General features: G+C 70.9%; 17 protein-coding genes and 1 pseudogene. 5 read left to right on the forward strand and 13 right to left on the reverse strand.

The window, feature by feature from the left end:
• Positions 1 to 54 precede the first annotated feature (54 nt).
• Positions 55 to 654: a TIGR03086 family metal-binding protein gene (locus C8250_RS32865; RefSeq protein ID WP_138355554.1), complete on the forward strand. Its 600-nt coding sequence runs from the start codon at positions 55 to 57 to the stop codon at positions 652 to 654.
• 78 nt (positions 655 to 732) lie between these two features.
• On the opposite strand, the gene C8250_RS32870 is transcribed toward C8250_RS32865, so the two are convergent.
• The gene (locus tag C8250_RS32870; RefSeq protein ID WP_138355606.1) at positions 733 to 1515 is read right to left on the reverse strand and encodes a nucleotidyltransferase domain-containing protein; all 783 of its coding nucleotides are present in this window, start codon (positions 1513 to 1515) and stop codon (positions 733 to 735) included.
• Between the two features lie 121 nt (positions 1516 to 1636).
• Between C8250_RS32870 and C8250_RS32875 the strand changes: the two genes are divergently transcribed.
• From C8250_RS32875 to C8250_RS32885, 3 genes are read left to right on the forward strand one after another with little or no spacing between them, the layout of a single operon-like run.
• Positions 1637 to 2104, forward strand: a complete 468-nt coding sequence (locus tag C8250_RS32875) for an SCP2 sterol-binding domain-containing protein (RefSeq protein WP_138355553.1) — start codon at positions 1637 to 1639, stop codon at positions 2102 to 2104.
• 8 nt (positions 2105 to 2112) lie between these two features.
• Positions 2113 to 2610: an NUDIX domain-containing protein gene (locus C8250_RS32880; protein WP_138355552.1), complete on the forward strand. Its 498-nt coding sequence runs from the start codon at positions 2113 to 2115 to the stop codon at positions 2608 to 2610.
• 7 nt (positions 2611 to 2617) lie between these two features.
• Positions 2618 to 4435 carry a gamma-glutamyltransferase gene (locus tag C8250_RS32885; protein ID WP_138355551.1) on the forward strand — a complete coding sequence of 606 codons (1818 nt, stop codon included), beginning with the start codon at positions 2618 to 2620 and terminating at the stop codon, positions 4433 to 4435.
• Here C8250_RS32885 and C8250_RS32890 read toward each other — a convergent pair.
• The 4 genes and pseudogenes from C8250_RS32890 to C8250_RS32900 form a co-directional block, all read right to left on the reverse strand.
• On the reverse strand, positions 4417 to 4974 hold the full coding sequence (locus C8250_RS32890; protein WP_138355550.1) for an NUDIX hydrolase: 558 nt from the start codon (positions 4972 to 4974) through the stop codon (positions 4417 to 4419). The two genes, C8250_RS32885 and C8250_RS32890, sit on opposite strands and share 19 nt — an antisense overlap.
• 10 nt (positions 4975 to 4984) lie before the next feature.
• Entirely contained in the window at positions 4985 to 5173 is a 189-nt protein-coding gene (locus C8250_RS43845; RefSeq protein WP_232485854.1) for a hypothetical protein, read from the reverse strand.
• A gap of 97 nt (positions 5174 to 5270) precedes the next feature.
• A pseudogene (locus C8250_RS44950) lies at positions 5271 to 5537 on the reverse strand (GNAT family N-acetyltransferase); the annotation flags it as partial.
• A 40-nt stretch (positions 5538 to 5577) separates the two neighbouring features.
• On the reverse strand, positions 5578 to 5757 hold the full coding sequence (locus C8250_RS32900; protein WP_138355549.1) for a hypothetical protein: 180 nt from the start codon (positions 5755 to 5757) through the stop codon (positions 5578 to 5580).
• Between the two features lie 335 nt (positions 5758 to 6092).
• On the opposite strand from C8250_RS32900, the gene C8250_RS32905 reads away from it, so the two are divergent.
• Positions 6093 to 7217: a glycerate kinase gene (locus tag C8250_RS32905; protein ID WP_138355548.1), complete on the forward strand. Its 1125-nt coding sequence runs from the start codon at positions 6093 to 6095 to the stop codon at positions 7215 to 7217.
• Between the two features lie 168 nt (positions 7218 to 7385).
• On the opposite strand, the gene pssA is transcribed toward C8250_RS32905, so the two are convergent.
• The 8 genes from pssA to C8250_RS32945 all read right to left on the reverse strand — a co-directional run bounded on the left by pssA (position 7386) and on the right by C8250_RS32945 (position 17263).
• Positions 7386 to 8228 (reverse strand): CDP-diacylglycerol--serine O-phosphatidyltransferase, encoded by an 843-nt coding sequence (pssA, locus tag C8250_RS32910; RefSeq protein WP_138355547.1) that lies wholly within the window; start codon positions 8226 to 8228, stop codon positions 7386 to 7388.
• A complete protein-coding gene (locus tag C8250_RS32915) occupies positions 8215 to 8862 on the reverse strand; it encodes a phosphatidylserine decarboxylase (RefSeq protein ID WP_138355546.1) in 648 nt (215 codons plus the stop codon). Before C8250_RS32915 ends, pssA begins: the two co-directional genes overlap by 14 nt.
• Positions 8863 to 9032: 170 nt before the next feature.
• Positions 9033 to 10253 carry an acyl-CoA dehydrogenase family protein gene (locus tag C8250_RS32920; protein ID WP_138355545.1) on the reverse strand — a complete coding sequence of 407 codons (1221 nt, stop codon included), beginning with the start codon at positions 10251 to 10253 and terminating at the stop codon, positions 9033 to 9035.
• 1 nt (position 10254) lies between these two features.
• Positions 10255 to 10761, reverse strand: coding sequence for a MaoC family dehydratase (locus C8250_RS32925; RefSeq protein ID WP_138355605.1), 507 nt, complete (start codon positions 10759 to 10761; stop codon positions 10255 to 10257).
• Positions 10762 to 10763: 2 nt separating this feature from the next.
• The gene (locus C8250_RS32930; RefSeq protein WP_138355544.1) at positions 10764 to 12761 is read right to left on the reverse strand and encodes a protein meaA; all 1998 of its coding nucleotides are present in this window, start codon (positions 12759 to 12761) and stop codon (positions 10764 to 10766) included.
• Positions 12761 to 14116 carry a crotonyl-CoA carboxylase/reductase gene (gene ccrA, locus C8250_RS32935; RefSeq protein ID WP_138355543.1) on the reverse strand — a complete coding sequence of 452 codons (1356 nt, stop codon included), beginning with the start codon at positions 14114 to 14116 and terminating at the stop codon, positions 12761 to 12763. Before ccrA ends, C8250_RS32930 begins: the two co-directional genes overlap by 1 nt.
• Positions 14117 to 14538: 422 nt before the next feature.
• Entirely contained in the window at positions 14539 to 15351 is an 813-nt protein-coding gene (locus tag C8250_RS32940; RefSeq protein WP_232485840.1) for a TetR family transcriptional regulator, read from the reverse strand.
• 97 nt (positions 15352 to 15448) lie between these two features.
• Positions 15449 to 17263 carry a 3-hydroxybutyryl-CoA dehydrogenase gene (locus C8250_RS32945; RefSeq protein ID WP_138355541.1) on the reverse strand — a complete coding sequence of 605 codons (1815 nt, stop codon included), beginning with the start codon at positions 17261 to 17263 and terminating at the stop codon, positions 15449 to 15451.
• Between the last annotated feature and the right edge of the window lie 285 nt (positions 17264 to 17548).

Here is a 17548-nt window from a genome sequence, read left to right on the forward strand (position 1 = left end):
TTCCGCCGCGGCCGGCCCACCGCGTTGTCGTACCCGGCGGCTACGGTTTCGGGTATGACGGATCTTCGGGTATTGCATCGGCAGGCGCTGCGGACGGCGGAAGAGATCACCGGAAGGATCGGATCGACCCGGCTGGACGTGGCCACGCCGTGCGGGGACTGGACGCTGCGGCGGCTGCTGGAGCACATGGTGGGGCAGAACCACGGCTTCGCGGCGGCGGCGCGGGGCGAGACGAAGGACCGGTCGGTGTTCGCCGACCGGCCGGTGGGGGACGACCCGGCCGGGGCGTTCGCGGCGTCGGCCGCCGATGTGGCGGCCGCCTTCAGCGAATCGGGGGTGCTGGACCGCAGGTGGTGGCTGCCGGAGGTCCGCGACGGGCGGCCCTTCCCGGCGCCGGTGGCGATCGGATTCCACTTCGTGGACACGGTGGTGCACGGCTGGGATGTCGCGCGGGCGCTCGGCGTCGACGCGAAGTTCGACCCGGAGGTGCTGGAGGCGGCGCTGCCGGTGGCCGCGGCGGTACCGGCGGGAGAGAGCCGGCTGACCGCCGGAGCGGCGTTCGGGCCCGCGGTGGCCGACGGCGGTACGGGCGATCCGCTCGACCGGATCGTCGCGATACTGGGCCGCTCCCCGCAGTGGCCGCGGGACGCCTGATCTGCCCGCAGTGGCTGCCGGGCGCCTGACGCCGTTCCGGACCCGCGGCCTGTTCCGCCTCTGGGAGTTCTCGGAGTTCTAGGAGTTGAGCAGGTCGCGGGTGTCGGCGACGAGTGCGGCCGCTGCTTCGACGGCGGCCGCCGGATCGTCGAGCCGGGTCAGAACGTCCTCGGCGCGGCTGCGGAACTCCGGGGGCGTCCCGGGGAGCGCCGCGGCGGCCGCCAGGGCGCCCTTCTCGTTGAGGCACCAGGCGCGGTGGTGCGCGTGGAGGGACTGGGTGAGGACGCCGACCGCCCGGGACAGACAGAGCGCGACATGCAGTGTGTCGCCCGCGCGGGCGGACTTGCGGGCTCCGGCCACCGAGAACTCCGCTTCCCACGCGGCGGCGACGAGCGCCGCGCGCAACGGCTCCGGATAGAGCCGGGTCTGCTCCCGCAGCGCCGTCAACTCCCCGTCCCGGTCGGCGAGTACGCGGCCCAGCGCCACCTCGCCCGGGTACGCGGGGGACCAGAAGCCGAGTGGGTGGCCGGGCTGGGTGCCGACCTCGTAGCGGCCGGCGCGGCAGTCGTCCCAGACGCGCTCGACGCGGTCGAGGTCGCGCAGGATCCAGTCGACCGGCACCCCGTCGACCGTCAGCCAGGCGCCGCCGTTCACCCAGGGTCCCCAGCCGCCGGGGCCCGCGACCTCGACGGGTCCGCCGGTGAACTCCGCGGCGAGGGCGGCCAGTGCCGCGGTGTCGGGCTCGCCCCGGTAGTACAGGCCGAGGTCCCAGTCGGAGTCCGGGCGGTGGGTGCCGCGGGCCCGGCTGCCGCCGAGCAGCACACCGGCGATACCCGGGACGCCGGCCAGCCGCTCGGCCATCGCGTGCACCGTGGAGTTCTCAGCGCCAAGGGAGGAATCGTGGGACACGTTGCCAGCCTAGAGTGGCGGCTCTAGGATTACCCACCAGTAAACTTACTCTGGAGTAAGGGTGGTGCCCGGCATGGCCGACATCGGCGATCTCGACCTCGACACGCTCGACTTCGGTACGGTCGAGCCGAAGGAATTCGCCCGCATCGTCAAGGAGCTGCCCGTCCGGCGGATCGCCGAGCTGATGAGCGGGCCGCAGCGCAAGCGCGTGCTCGACGAGGTGTTCAACCGGATGGAGACCCTCTTCAAGCCGGACGTCGCGGGGAAGCGCGACGCGCTCATCCGGTGGCGGATCACCAACGGCGACGACGCCCGCGACGTCTACGAGACGCATATCGCCGACGGCGCCTGCACGGTCTCCCGGCAGGACAGCGGCCGTGATCCGCAGCTCACCCTCACCATGGCCGCCCCGGAATTCCTCAAGCTGGCGTCGGGCAACGCCTCTGGCCCGGCGCTGTTCTTCACCCGTAAGCTCAAGATCCAGGGCGACATCCGCCTCGCCGGCGGACTGACGTACTTCTTCGACATACCGAAGGCGTGAGGGTGTAGATGCGGATACCCCGGCAAGCGGCGAGAGTCGCGGTGCTCGACCCGGCCGGAGCGATTTTCCTGCTCAGGTCGGACAACGAGGAAGTCGGCGTCCACTGGCTCATGCCCGGTGGCGGTCTCGACCCGGGGGAGACCCCCGTGCAGGGGGCGCTGCGAGAAGTGCTGGAGGAGACCGGCTGGTCGGATGTCGAGCCCGGCGCTGTGCTGTGCACCTGGGAGCACGACTTCACCCGGGCGGGTGTGCCGGTCCGGCAGTTCGAGCACATCTTCCTCGGCAGCGGCCCGCGCAGGCCGCCGACAGGTGATGTGAGCGGGGTCCACCAGGAGGACGGGATCCTGGAATGGCGCTGGTGGACCCCGGAGGAGCTCGCGGCGACGACGGAGGCGTTGTGGCCGCCGCAGCTGCCGGAGCTGCTCGCCCGGCTGCGCGACGAAGGCCCGCCGGAGCGTCCCGTCGAGCTCGGGTTCATCGCCGATGCCGGCCCCCGAGCCGTGTAGGCGCCCGGTGTTCACCACCCGGCCCACCCTCCAGGGCACCTTCGGCATGGTCTCCTCGACACACTGGCTGGCGTCGCAGTCGGCGATGGCCGTGCTGGAGGACGGGGGCAACGCCTTCGACGCTGCGGTGGCCGCCGGCTTCGTGCTGCACGTCGTCGAACCGCATCTGAACGGTCCCGCGGGCGAGGTGCCGATCCTCCTCGCCCCGGCAGGCGGTCCGGTGCGGGTGCTGTGCGGACAGGGCCCCGCCCCCGCCGGAGCGTCCGTCGGGCACTACCGGAGCCTCGGGCTCGACCTGGTGCCCGGCACCGGACTGCTGGCCGCCGCCGTGCCCGGCGCGTTCGACGCGTGGATGGTGCTGCTGCGCGACCAAGGCACCAAGTCCCCGGCCGAGGTCCTGAAGTACGCCATCGGCTACGCCGCACACGGGCATCCGGCAGTCGCGGCGATCGGCGCGACCGTGGAGGCGGTGCGAACCCTCTTCGCGACCGAGTGGACCGATTCCGCCGCGCTCTATCTGCCGGCGGGCCGGGCACCGCGGCCCGGCGTCCTGCTGCGGAACCCCGCCCTGGCCGCCACCTGGCGGCGCCTGCTGCGCGAGGCCGACGCGCAGGCGGCGGGCAGCGGGCGGGAGGAGCGGATCGAGGCCGCCCGGCGGATCTGGCGCTCGGGCTTCATCGGCGAGGCGCTGGCCGCCGCCGCGGCCCGCCCCGCGATGGACACCTCCGGCGAACGGCACGCCTCGACGCTCACCGGGGATGACCTGACCGGCTACGAGGCCCGCTACGAACCCCCGCTGACGTACGACCGGTTCGGCTGGACGGTCTGCAAACCGGGGCCGTGGAGCCAGGGCCCGGTGTTCGCGCAGCAGCTCGCCCTGCTGCCCGACGGCTTCGGCTACGAGGAGCCCGGCTACGTCCACACCCTGGTCGAAGGCGCCAAGCTCGCGATGGCCGACCGCGAGGCCTGGTACGGCGACGCCGCGGAGGTCCCGGTCGGCGCGCTGCTGTCACCCGCGTACAACGCCGGGCGCCGGGCACTGATCGGCGCCGACGCGTCCTACGAGCTGCGCCCCGGCAGCCCGGACGGACGCGCGCCCCGGCTGCCGCGCTTCACCGTCGACAGCACACCGCAGGCACCGGGCACGGGCGAACCGACCGTCGCGTCGGGCGAACCCGCCGCAGGATCTGCCGCCGGACCGACCGCCGCGCCCGACGTCGCCGCCGACGGACGCACCCGCGGCGACACCTGCCATGTCGATGTCGTCGACCGCTGGGGCAACATGGTCGCCGCCACCCCCAGCGGCGGCTGGCTGCAGTCCAGCCCGCTGATCCCGGAACTCGGCTTCCCGCTCGGTACCCGGCTGCAGATGACATGGCTGGAGGAGGGACTGCCCAACTCCCTCACGCCCGGCCGCCGTCCGCGCACCACACTGTCGCCGTCGATCGCGCTGCGCGACGGCGAACCCGTCCTGGCGTTCGGCACCCCCGGCGGCGACCAGCAGGACCAGTGGTCGCTGCACTTCTTCCTGGCCGTCGCGTTGGGCGGGCTCGGACTGCAGGAGGCGATCGACGCGCCCGGCTGGCACACCGACAGCTTCCCCGGCTCGTTCCATCCGCGTGCCATGCGGCCCGGCAGCGTCACCGTCGAGTCGCGCCTCGGTGAGCGGGCGATCGGCGAACTGCGGCGCCGCGGCCACCAGGTGACGGTCGGCGGCCCCTGGTCGGAGGGCCGGCTCTGCGCGGTCGCCCGCGACCCCGCGACGGGTGTGCTCTCCGCGGGCGCCAACCCGCGCGGCATGCAGGGCTACGCGGTCGGCCGCTGACCCGTCCTGCCGGTGTGATCCACCGCTGCCGGCGGGCCGACCCGGTGGCCGTTCTCCAGCTCAGCGGGCCCGGTGCCGGCCATCAACGCGGTGAACCCGGCGCGGATCCGGCGTTCCAGACCCGGCTGGACGAAGGTGCCGACCTGGTCGAGAGGGACCAGGTTCCAGGCGTCCAGCTCCTCCTTCTGCAGCTGGATCGCGCCGAGCTGCTCCCCGTCGAGCACCCCGCCGTCGTACAGGTACACCGCCAGCGGCGGCTGGCCGGGGCCGGTCACCCAGTCGATCGCGATGAGCGCGCCGGGGGTGATGTCCAGGCCGATCTCCTCGGTGGCCTCGCGGCGCGCACCCTGCCGGGGCGATTCGTCCTGCCCCGACTCGATCGTCCCGCCGGGCAGAATCCACTTCTTCTCGCCCTCGCGGTAGTTGGGATCCACGAGCAGCACACGGCCCGCCCCGTCACGGAACAGCACCGCCGCTCCGGCGAGGATCTTCGGCAGACCGGCGATGTATGAGGCGTAGTCCTGGGTCACGGACCCCAACCTACGCGGCTCAGACGTCGTCGAAAGGCGCGGCGTAGGCGAACGCGCCACGCAGTGCCGGATCGGCCGGATCGTAGCCGGCCAGCGTCCGGACCTGGAAGTACGGCCGCCACTCGGGCACCGCGGGGGTGATCCCGTACTCCTCGGCGAGCCGGAAACCGAACCGTCCGTAGTAGCGGGGATCGCCCAGCAGGATCACCAGCGGCGCGCCCAGCGCGTCGCAGGCGCCGAGGGCGGCGTGCCATCAGGGCCTTGCCGACGCCGGACCGCTGGTGGCCGGGAGCCACCGCCAGCGGGCCGATCGCGAGCACGGGTGTCCCGCCGACATGGCCGCGGGTGGCCAGCACATGCCCGGTCACCCGCTCCTCCTCGTCCGTCGCGACCAGCGACAGCTCGGGGAGCCACGCGTCGTCCGCCCGGAGCCGGTCGACCAGCAGCGCTTCGACGGTGCCGCTGCCGGTGGCCTGGCCGGGCTTGGTGAACGCGGCGGCGATGACGTCGCGGATCGCGTCGATGTCGGTGGGTCGCTCACGTCGGATCAGCACCGGCGAACTGTTGCGCACCGCGCCCGGCCGCCGCAAACGAATATGCCCGGCGGGCGTGTCACGGGCCGTCCACGGCCTTCAGCTGGACCCGGACGCCCTCGGCGTCGGGGTGGTTCAGCGTGTCCAGCAGTTCCAGGGGCTGCCGCCAGGCCTCCCGTGCGCCGGTCGGATCGCCGGCGGCGAGCCGGGTCTCGCCGAGGTCGGTCAGCGCCAGGGACTCGTAGAACGGGTCGCCCACCTCGCGGCACCCCTCGGCGGACCGCAGAAAGCGGCCGGCCCCGCCAGAGCTCCAGCGCCCTCGCGCACTCCAGGCGCACGCTCTCCCGGTCGTGCCGCGGCCTGTCCCCGGCGGTGCTCGGCGCCCGGTACGGAGGGGCGGGAGCGTGCTCCCGTGCCATGCCGTCACCGTTCAGGACATCCCGCTATGGTCGTGAATCTTGTGGTTTGCGGGGGTGGCGCGCTGGACCGGCCATGGGCAGGCGGCCGATGGCGGGATATGGTCCGAGCGGCGCGATGTTCCGTATCGGATGGGGAGTAAACGTGTCCGACGCTGCAAGACACACAACGGGGCGCGTGCTGATCGCCGCCGACAAGTTCAAGGGTTCGCTGACCGCGGTGCAAGTCGCCGAGCACGTCACGGCCGGCCTGCTGCACGTGGTGCCGGGGCTGACGGTCGAGTCGCTGCCGGTCGCCGACGGCGGTGACGGCACCGTCGACGCGGCGGTCGCGGCCGGCTTCGAGCGCCGTGAGCTCCAGGTGACCGGGCCGCTGGGCGAGCCCGTGACCGCCACGTACGCCGTACGTGACACCACCGCCGTGGTCGAGATGGCCGAGGCCTCCGGCCTGCGGCACCTGCCGGAGGGCGTCTTCGCGCCGCTCACGGCCACCACCCACGGCACCGGCGAGCTGCTGCGCGCCGCGCTGGACGACGGTGCGCGCACCATCGTGCTCGGCGTCGGCGGCAGCGCCACCAACGACGGCGGGGCCGGCATGCTCGTCGCGCTCGGGGCCCGTCTGCTCGACGCGGACGGAGCGCCGGTCGGTCCCGGCGGCGGGGCGCTGGCCGCCCTCGCCACCGCGGACCTCTCCGGGCTCGACCCGCGGCTGGCCGACACCGAGGTGGTGCTCGCCAGCGACGTCGACAACCCGCTGCTCGGCCCGAAGGGCGCCGCGGCCGTCTACGGTCCGCAGAAGGGCGCCACCGAGCAGGACGTGGCCACCCTCGACGCCGCCCTCGGACGGTTCGTCGAGGTGCTCACCGAGGCCCGTGGCTCCGCCGCGGCGAATGCCGCGGAGGCACCGGGCGCCGGCGCCGCGGGCGGTATCGGCTATGGAGCGCTCGTCGGACTCGACGCCGCCTTCCGGCCCGGTATCGACGTCATGCTCGACGTCCTCGGCTTCGCCGAGGCGCTGGACCGCGCCGACCTGGTGATCACCGGAGAGGGCTCGCTCGACGAGCAGACCCTGCACGGCAAGGCCCCGGTCGGCGTCGCGCAGGCCGCCCGCGCCCGCAACATCGACGTCGTCGCCGTCTGCGGCCGGCTCGCCCTGGCCCCCGGCGCTCTCGGCGGAGCCGGCATCCGCCGCGCCTACGCCCTGACCGACATCGAGCCGGACCCGGCCGTCTGCATGGCACAGGCCGGCCCCCTCCTGGAGCGCGTCGCCCAGGCCCTGGCCCGGGACTTCCTGGCGCCGTAACGCAACGCGGCAAGGGCGGGCCGGAAAACCTCCGGCCCGCCCTTACTGCTGTCCGCCCCTCAGCCGCGCAGCTGGACGGCGGAGAACCATGGGCGAGGAACGCGAAGGGCCCCGGGCGGATCGCCCGGGGCCCTTCGTTGCTGTGCCGCGCGCTCGGCGGCGGCGCCGTCACTGCTCGGCGCGTGCCTCACGGCGGTTGTTACGGAACGTGTTCACCCGTCGCGTGGTCGCGAAGAGCGGGATGACCGCCGCGGCGACGATCTGGAGCGCCGCACCGGTCTGGAGCAGCAGGTGCCCGCCCGGTACGTCCAGCGTCCAGGCCGCGAGGCAGCCCATGCTGATGAAGATCCAGGCCAGCGTGATCAGCGCGAGCCGACCGCGGGGCTTGGGGTACTCGACGCGGCTCATCATCAGCCATGCCACACCCACGATCGCCAGCAGCGTCGGGATGAACGGCAGCTCCAGCAGGACGACGGAGACGACCGTCATCGCGCCGAAGGGGCTCGGCATGCCCTGGAAGACCCCGTCCCGCACCGTGGTGCAGGAGAAGCGCGCGAGTCTGAGGACCACGGCGAGCAGCACCACGACGGCGGCCACCGCCGAGACCCGGCCGTGCGCGTCGTCCGCGACCAGCCCCCACACCACCACGAAATACGCTGGCGCGAGGCCGAAGCTGATCAGGTCGGACAGGTTGTCGAGCTCCGCCCCCATCGCCGAGCTGCGGAGCTTGCGCGCCACCAGCCCGTCCAGGAGGTCGAAGACGGACGCCATCAGCATGAGGGTCACGGCCGTCGCGGCGTTGTGCCGCGCCATGCCGCCGTCGGCGGTGCCCATGAGGTGCGGCACCAGCACTCCGGTGGTCGTGAAGTACACGGCCATGAATCCGCAGATGGCGTTACCGAGAGTGAGGGTGTCCGCGATGGAGAGCCGGGTCGAGAGTGGGAGGTCGTCGACCTCTTCCTCCAGCTCGGTCACCCAGGGGGCCTGTGTGTCGGGATCAATCACGGTCAAGACGAGTCACCCCAGCCATGGTGGTCTGGCCGACCTCGACATCGGGCAGGACGCCCTCCGGGAGGTAGATGTCGACGCGGGAGCCGAAGCGGATCAGACCGATGCGCTCGCCCTGCTCGACCTTGGTGCCCGAGGGCACGTAAGGAACGATGCGGCGGGCCACAGCGCCGGCGATCTGCACCATCTCGATGTCGCCGAGTTCGGTGTCGAAGTGCCAGACAACGCGTTCGTTGTTCTCGCTCTCCTTGTTGAACGCCGGAACGAATCCGCCGGGGATGTGCTCCACGGAGGTGACGGTGCCCGCGAGCGGTGCGCGGTTCACATGGACGTTCAGTGGGCTCATGAAGATCGCGACGCGGGTGCGCCCGTCCTTCCACGGCATGATGCTCTGCACCACGCCGTCGGCCGGTGAGATCACCCGGCCCTGAGCGATCTCTCGCTCAGGGTCACGGAAGAACCACAGCATGCCCGCCGCCAGGGCGGTGGTGGGTACGGCCACGGTCGCCCAGCGCCCGGAGCGGCGGGCGCGGGTAAGGCTGACCGCCGCGGCGGCGACGGTCGGGAGGAGCCACGGCGACGCTCCGCGCGCGAGGCGGACCCGGCCGCGAGGTGCAGAGGAATGGCTGTGGGGCATGGAAGACCTTCGTAGCGGAGGGTGCCGCAAGATGGTTCTGGGGACGGCGGCTTTACCAAGATGGTATCGGTTGCCACCCACAACTCGGCAAGCGCGAGGGCGAGTCGATGGCCGGTAAGCGATGACTCGGTGTGACCTTCACCTCGGATATATCGCTTATATCAGGACATTTAACCCTGGATACGATACTCCTCCAGGAGCCTGCGGCCAATGATCATTTTCTGGATCTCAGCGGTTCCTTCACCAATGAGGAGCATCGGGGCCTCCCGGTAGAGCCGCTCGATCTCGTACTCCTTGGAGAAGCCGTACCCGCCGTGGATGCGGAAGGCGTCCTCCACGACCTCCTTGCAGTACTCCGAGGCCAGGTACTTCGCCATGCCGGCCTCGAGGTCGTTGCGGTGCCCTGAGTCCTTCTTGCGGGCCGCGTTGACCATCATCGCGTGCGCGGCCTCGACCTTGGTCGCCATCTCGGCGAGCTTGAAGGAGATCGCCTGGTGCTCGATGATCGGCTTGCCGAAGGTGTGGCGTTGTTGCGCGTAGGAGATCCCGAGTTCGAACGCGCGCTGTGCGACTCCGCAGCCGCGCGCCGCCACATTGACCCGGCCGACCTCGACGCCGTCCATCATCTGATAGAAGCCACGACCGCTCTGACCTCCGAGAACGCGGTTCGACGGGATCCTGACGTCCTCCAGGATCATCTCCGTCGTGTCGACGCCCTTGTAGCCCATCTTCTCGATTTTGCCGGGCACGGTGAGGCCCGGAACCGTCGGATTCGGACCGAAGCCCGGCTCCTTCTCGATGAGGAAGGTCGTCATCGACTTGTGCGGCTTGGCCGCCGCTTCCTCCGGGGACAGGCCCTCGTCGGTCTTGCAGAGCACGGCCACCAGGTTGGACGAACCGCCGTTCGTCAGCCACATCTTCTGGCCGTTGATGACGTAGTCGTCGCCGTCCCTGACGCCCTTGGTGCGGATCGCGGACACATCGGAACCCATGCCGGGCTCCGACATCGAGAACGCGCCACGCACCTCACCGGCCGCCATCCGGGGCAGGAAGTACTCCTTCTGCTCCTGCGTTCCGTGCTGCTTGAGCATGTAGGCGACGATGAAGTGAGTGTTGATAATTCCGGAAACACTCATCCATCCCCGGGCAATCTCCTCGACCGTGAGGGCGTATGTGAGAAGAGACTCACCAAGACCCCCGTACTCCTCGGGAATCATCAGCCCGAAGATGCCAAGTTCCTTGAGGCCCTCAACGATTTCGGTGGGGTACTCGTCGCGGTGTTCCAGCTCCGTCGCGACCGGCAGGATCTCCTTGTCCACGAAGCTGCGGACCGTGGAGAGGATCTCCCGCTGGACGTCGGTCAGCCCGTCGGTGTGAGCAAGACGCGTCATGTCACTTCTCCTGCAGCTCGGGGCGGCCGGGCTGCTCGCCGCCGCGTTCCTTGATGTACGTGGCGGTGGGGACCATGACCTTGCGGCGGAAGACGCACACCATGGTGCCGTCCTGCTTGTAGCCCTTGGTCTCGACGTGGACGATGCCGCGGTCGTCCTTCGACTTGGACGGCCACTTGTCCAGGACGGTGGTCTGCCCGTAGATGGTGTCGCCGTGGAACGTCGGTGCCACGTGCTTGAGCGACTCGACCTCCAGGTTGGCGATCGCCTTGCCCGACACGTCCGGCACGGACATGCCCAGCAGCAGGGAGTAGATGTAGTTCCCCACCACGACGTTCTTGCCGAAGTCGGTGGTGTTCTCGGCGTAGTTCGCGTCCATGTGGAGCGGGTGGTGGTTCATCGTGAGGAGGCAGAAGAGATGGTCGTCGTACTCGGTGACCGTCTTTCCGGGCCAGTGCTTGTAGACAGCACCGACCTCGAACTCTTCGTAAGTGCGACCGAACTGCACCGTCATACCTCCAACTTGTTCGCGAGCCGGATCTCGTCCACGATCCGCCCGATGATCTCAGTGATACCGAAGTCCTTCGGGGTGAACACCGCCGCCACCCCGGCGGCCCGCAGCGCCGCCGCGTCCGCCGGGGGGATGATCCCGCCGGCGATCACCGGTACGTCGTCCACCCCGGCCCTGCGGAGCCGGTCCAGCACGTCCGGCACGAGTGCCGCGTGCGAACCGGACAGGATCGACAGGCCCACGCAGTGCACATCCTCGGCCACGGCCGCGGACACGATCTGCTCGGGGGTGAGCCGGATGCCCTGGTAGACCACCTCGAAGCCCGCGTCGCGGGCCCGTACGGCGATCTGCTCGGCGCCGTTGGAGTGCCCGTCGAGACCCGGCTTGCCGACCAGCAGCCGGAGCTTGCCGCTGCCGAGTTCGGCGGCGGTCGCGGCGACCTTGCGGCGGACCTCGGCCAGCGGGGTGCCCGCCTCGGCGGTGACCGCCACCGGGGCGCTGCTGACGCCCGTGGGGGCGCGGAACTCGCCGAAGACGTCCCGCAGCGCCCAGGACCACTCGCCGGTCGTGACACCGGCGCGTACGCAGGCCAGTGTCGCGGCCATCAGGTTCTCACTGCCCGCCGCCGCGGCTTTCAGCGCCGCCACCGACTCCTGGGCGCGCTGCTCGTCGCGGTTGTCCCGCCAGGTGTGCAGCGCGCTCACGACGCGCGCCTCGTTGGCCGGGTCGACGGTCATGATGGCGGTGTCGAGGTCCGCGGTGAGCGGGCTGGGCTCGGTGCCCTGGTACGAGTTGACCCCGACGATCTTCTCCTCGCCCGACTCGATGCGGGCGCGCCGCTCGGCGTGCGAGGAGACGAGCGCCGACTTCAGATAGCCGGACTCGACGGCGGCCATGGCGCCGCCCATCTTCTCGATGCGCTCCATCTCGGCCGTCACCAGCTCCATGAGCTCGGTGACCTTGGCCTCGATGACATGGCTGCCGTCGAAGATGTCCTCGTACTCCAGCAGGTCGCTCTCATGGGCGAGCACCTGCTGGATGCGCAGGCTCCACTGCTGGTCCCAGGGCCGGGGCAGACCCAGCGCCTCGTTCCAGGCGGGAAGTTGCACGGCGCGGGCGCGGGCGTCCTTGGAGAGGGTGACGGCCAGCATCTCCAGGACGATGCGCTGGACGTTGTTCTCCGGCTGGGCCTCGGTCAGCCCCAGCGAGTTGACCTGCACGCCGTAGCGGAACCGGCGCTGCTTGGCGTCCTCGATGCCGTAGCGCTCCCGGGTGACGGTGTCCCAGAGCCGGCCGAAGGCCCGCATCTTGCACATTTCCTCGATGAAGCGGACACCCGCGTTCACGAAGAAGGAGATCCGGGCCACCACCTCGCCCCGGCGGTCCTCCGGGATCTGCCCGGAGGCGAACACCGCGTCCAGGACGGCGATCGCGGTGGACATCGCGAAGGCGATCTCCTGGACCGGTGTGGCCCCGGCCTCCTGCAGGTGGTAGCTGCAGATGTTGATCGGGTTCCACTTGGGGATGTTGTTGACCGTGTACGTGATCATGTCGGTGGTCAGCCGCAGGGAGGGGCCGGGCGGGAAGACGTGCGTCCCGCGCGACAGGTACTCCTTGACGATGTCGTTCTGCGTCGTCCCCTGGAGCTTGGTGATGTCCGCGCCCTGCTCCTCGGCGACCACCTGATACATCGCCAGCAGCCACATGGCGGTGGCGTTGATGGTCATCGAGGTGTTCATCCCCTCCAGGGGGATGTCCTGGAAGAGCCGACGCATGTCACCGATGTGCGAGACCGGGACGCCGACCCGGCCGACCTCGCCGCGGGCGAGGATGTGGTCGGGGTCGTACCCGGTCTGGGTCGGCAGGTCGAACGCGACGGACAGGCCGGTCTGCCCCTTCGCGAGGTTGTTCTTGTACAGCTCGTTGGACGCCTCGGCGGTGGAGTGGCCGGCGTACGTCCGCATGAGCCACGGACGGTCTTTTTCGCGTCGCGGCATCAGACGTTCCGGAAGCGGTTGATCGCCGGCAGGTGCTGTGCCCGCATTTCGTGGTCGGTGACGCCGAGACCCTCCTGCGGGGCCAGCGCCAGGACGCCGACCTTGCCCTGGTGCAGGTTGCGGTGCACGTCGAACGCGGCCTGGCCGGTCTCCTCCAGGGAGTACGTCTTCGACAGCGTCGGGTGGATCTTGCCCTTGGCGACCAGCCGGTTGGCCTCCCAGGCCTCGCGATAGTTCGCGAAGTGCGAGCCGACGATCTTCTTGAGCGACATCCACAGGTAGCGGTTGTCGTACTCGTGCATGTAGCCCGAGGTCGAGGCGCAGGTGGTGATGGTGCCGCCCTTGCGCGTGACGTAGACGCTGGCGCCGAAGGTCTCCCGGCCGGGGTGCTCGAAGACGATGTCGATGTCCTCGCCGCCGGTCAGCTCGCGGATGCGCTTGCCGAAGCGCTTCCACTCCTTGGGGTCCTGGGTGTGCTCGTCCTTCCAGAATTTGTAGCCCTCGGCGCTGCGGTCGATGATCGCGGTCGCGCCCATCGAGCGGCAGATGTCCGCCTTCTGCTCACTGGAGACCACGCAGATCGGGTTGGCGCCGCCGGCCAGCGCGAACTGGGTGGCGTACGAGCCGAGTCCGCCGGACGCGCCCCAGATGAGGACGTTGTCGCCCTGCTTCATGTCGGCGCCGTTGCGGGACACCAGCTGGCGGTAGGCGGTGGAGTTCACCAGGCCGGGAGCGGCGGCCTCCTCCCAGCTGAGGTGCGCGGGCTTGGGCATCAGCTGGTTGGACTTGACGAGCGCGATCTCGGCGAGACCGCCGAAGTTGGTCTCGAAGCCCCAGATGCGCTGCTCGGGGTCGAGCATCGTGTCGTTGTGGCCGTCGGAGGACTCCAGCTCGACGGAGAGGCAGTGCGCCACGACCTTGTCGCCGGGGTGCCAGGCGTTGACGCCGGGTCCGGTGCGCAGGACGACGCCCGCGAGGTCGGAGCCGATCACGTGGTAGGGCAGGTCGTGCCGCTTGCTGAGCGGCGAGAGCTTCCCGTACCGCTCCAGGAACGAGAACGTGGAGACCGGCTCGAAGATCGAGGTCCACACGGAGTTGTAGTTGACCGAGCTGGCCATGACGGCGACAAGGGCCTCACCGGGACCGAGTTCGGGGACCGGCACATCGTCCAGGTGCAGGGACTTGCGCGGGTCCTTGTCACGGCTGTCGAGGCCGGCGAACATCTCGGCCTCGTCCTTGTGGACGGTGATGGCGCGGTACGACTCGGGCAGCGGCAGGGCCGCGAAGTCGGCGGCCGAGCGGTCCGAGTTGTCCGAGCTGTCCGACGCGAGAATCGCGTCCAGAATTTCCTTCACGGGGTGCCTCCGGCGAAGCGCGACGTAGATACGTTTGAGGGAACGTCGGCGAGGGCTGACGGGTGACTGGTGCCGTCGGTTCGGCGGGGGTACTGCTCCCGTGACGGTCGCACGGGTGGAACCGGTGCGCGCGGTGGCGCGGTGGTTCCCCCGGACGGGATCCGGGGGTGCCTGTGACGCAGGCGTCCGGGCCTTTGGGGACAGACGGCGTGCGTGGGATAAACGTGCCGCCCGCCCGGACACTCCCCCAGCTACCGCTGGGAGGTGCCCCCAACGTTATGGCACGGGGTGCCACTCGTAAAGACACTGCGTGCCAACAATTTCTCTCAAGTGTCATCCCGGCGCCACAAACGAGCAACAGCGGCCGCCCGGATCACCCGGACGGCCGCTGTTCCCTACCTCTGCGGGGGCTCGGCGGGCGGTCAGCCGCCCCGCAGCGCCCGCTCGATGATCCGCATCACCTCGGCGGGCGAGGCGTCCGTACGCGCCACCGTGACCACGACCTCGCCGGTCTGCGAGACCGCCGCGGCGGGCGCCGAAGGAGGCCCCGCCGGCCGCCTGACCCCTATGCCGGTGCCGAACGTCGCCTTGATCACGTCGAAGGCGTGGTCCAGCTGCGCCTCCACGTCCCCCTTGCCGCCGGCCCGCAGCCAGCGCCGCAGCACATGGTTGTGCGCCGCCACCACGGCCGACGCGGCGACCTCGGCGAGCAGCGGGTCGTCGTCGCCGTCATGGTGCGCCGACTCGTCGAAGTGGCCCAGCAGATAACGGGTGAAGAGCCGCTCGTAGCGGGCCACAGAAGCGATCTCGCGCTCCCGCAGCGTCGGCACCTCACGGGTCAGCCGGTACCGCTCCACGGAGACCTCGGGGGACTCCGCGTACATCCGCAGCACCTCGGTGATGCCGCGGCACACGGTGTCCAGCGGGTGCTCATGCGGTTCCGCGGAGTCCAGGACGGCCTGGACCCGCACCAGCGTGTCGTCGTGGTCCGGGAAGATCGCCTCTTCCTTGGACCGGAAGTGCCGGAAGAACGTCCTGCGGGCCACCCCGGCCGCCGCCGCGATGTCGTCGACGGTCGTCGCCTCGTACCCCCGGGACGCGAACAGGTGCATCGCGGACGCGGCGAGGTCCTGCCGCACCCGGTGGCGCTGGGCGGCGGCACGGCGGCCGTTCGCCGTAGCCGGCGCGGGGCCTTCTGCGGTGGTCTTCGTCGCGGACTTGAGGGGCTGGGCCATACGTGGAACGTACTCCATGGCCGGGCCCGCGCGGGACGTACGGGGCGGCCGGGACGGCCCCCGCGGGCCGAGCAGACCGCCCCAGCCGCCCTCATGATCAGCGCCGGGCATACTCGCGGAAGCCGCGGCCCGTCTTGCGGCCGAGGCACCCCGCCGACACCAGGTGCTCCAGCAGCGGCGAGGGCGCCAGGCCCGGGTCGCGGAACTCCTTGTGCAGCACCTGCTCGATCGCCAGGGACACATCCAGTCCGACGACGTCCAGCAGCTCGAACGGGCCCATCGGGTACCCGCCGCCGAGCTTCATGGCGGTGTCGATGTCCGCCACCGTCGCGTAGTTCTCCTGGACCATCTTCACGGCGTTGTTCAGGTACGGGAACAACAGGGCGTTGACGATGAAGCCGGCCCGGTCCCCGCAGTCCACGGCGTGCTTGCGCACCTTCCCGCACACCTCTCGGACGGTGGCGTGCACATCGTCCGAGGTCAGGACGGTACGGACCACCTCGACGAGCTTCATCGCGGGCGCCGGGTTGAAGAAGTGCATCCCGATCACGTCCCGCGGGCGCGAGGTCGCGCGGGCGATGACGATGACGGGCAGCGAGGACGTCGTGGTGGCGAGCACCGCACCGGGCTTGCACACCTCGTCCAGCGCGGTGAAGAGCGCCTGCTTGACGGCGAGGTCCTCGGCGACGGCCTCGACGGCCAGGTCCACGTCGCCGAAGGCGTCGTACGAGCCGGCCGGCGTCACCCGGGCGACGGCCGCGTCGCGCTGCTCCTGCGTCAGCCGCCCCTTGGCGACCGAGCGGTCCAGCGACTTGGCCAGCTTGGCGACGGCCTGGTCGGCCTTCTCCTGCGAGCGGGCGGCCAGCACGACGTCGTAACCGGCCTTCGCGAACACCTCGGCGATACCGGTCGCCATGGTGCCGGATCCGGCGACGCCCACGCTGCGGACGTCACGGCCCGCGACACCGGCGGTCCCTGCGGTGTCCGGGGTCGAGGCGTCGGTGACGACGACCTCGCTGCCGGGAGCCTCGTAGGTGTAGAAACCGCGGCCCGACTTGCGGCCGGACAGACCGGCGGCGGCCAGCTGGCCGAGGATCGGGGCGGGCGCGTGCAGCCGGTCGTGGGACGCCTCGTACATCGCCTCCAGGACGGTCTGCGCGGTGTCGATGCCGATCAGGTCGAGCAGCGCCAGCGGGCCCATCGGCAGGCCGCAGCCGAGCCGCATCGCCGCGTCGATGTCCTCGCGGGTCGCGTACTTCGACTCGTACATCGCCGCGGCCTGGTTGAGATAGCCGAACAGCAGGCCGTCGGCGATGAAGCCGGGGCGGTCGCCGACGGGGACCGGCTCCTTGCCGAGCGCGCGCACCAGCGCGGTCACCGAGGCGGTCGCCTCCGGCGAGGTCAGGACGGTGGAGACCACCTCGACCAGTTTCATGGCGGGTGCCGGGGCGAAGAAGTGCAGGCCGAGGACGCGGTCCGGGCGCGTGGTGTGCGAGGCCAGCCGGGTCACCGACAGGGCGTTGGTGCCCGTCGCGATGATGGCGTCCGGCTTCACGATCAGGTCGAGCGCCTCGAAGACCGCCTGCTTGGCCTCGAACTGCTCGTTCACGACCTCGATGACCAGATCGGCCTCGGCGGCCGCCTGCAGGTCGGGGAAGGTGCGGAACCGCGCGAGGGTGTCGGCGCGCTCGGCCTCGGTGATCCGGCCGCGCTCGACGGCACGCGCCGTGGACTGGTCCAGCGCCGTGACAGCCGTGCGGGCGGCGGTGTCGCTGGTGTCGATGCCGATGACCTCATGGCCGGCGCGGGCCATGACCTCGGCGATTCCGGCGCCCATGGTGCCGAGGCCGACGACGGCGACGGTGGGCAGGGCGAGGGAGGGCAGGGGACTGCTGCTGGACGGACGGTCCATCGCGAAACTCCAGATGCTGAGGAGACCGCTGCTGCCGGGAGGCGCGCGCGGCTGAGGAGTTGGTGGAGTCGCGGGCCACGGAGAAGGGGTGGATGCCCGCATGAGGGTGAAGGGCGGGCCCTGTCCCGGGGCCGCGCCGCGATGGTGCCGAACCGACGTGAAGTGTTGCGTGCTGCTGAGCGGTGGTGCGTGCCCGGAACACGTACGGGTGGTGCGTTCCGAGCTGTGCGCGGCGGCTGCGTCACCAGGCTGCCGTGCACGTTGGTCCGAGGGTAACCGGCCGGT

It is taken from the genome of Streptomyces sp. So13.3 (assembly GCF_005860785.2).
Lineage (GTDB): Bacteria > Actinomycetota > Actinomycetes > Streptomycetales > Streptomycetaceae > Actinacidiphila > Actinacidiphila fildesensis.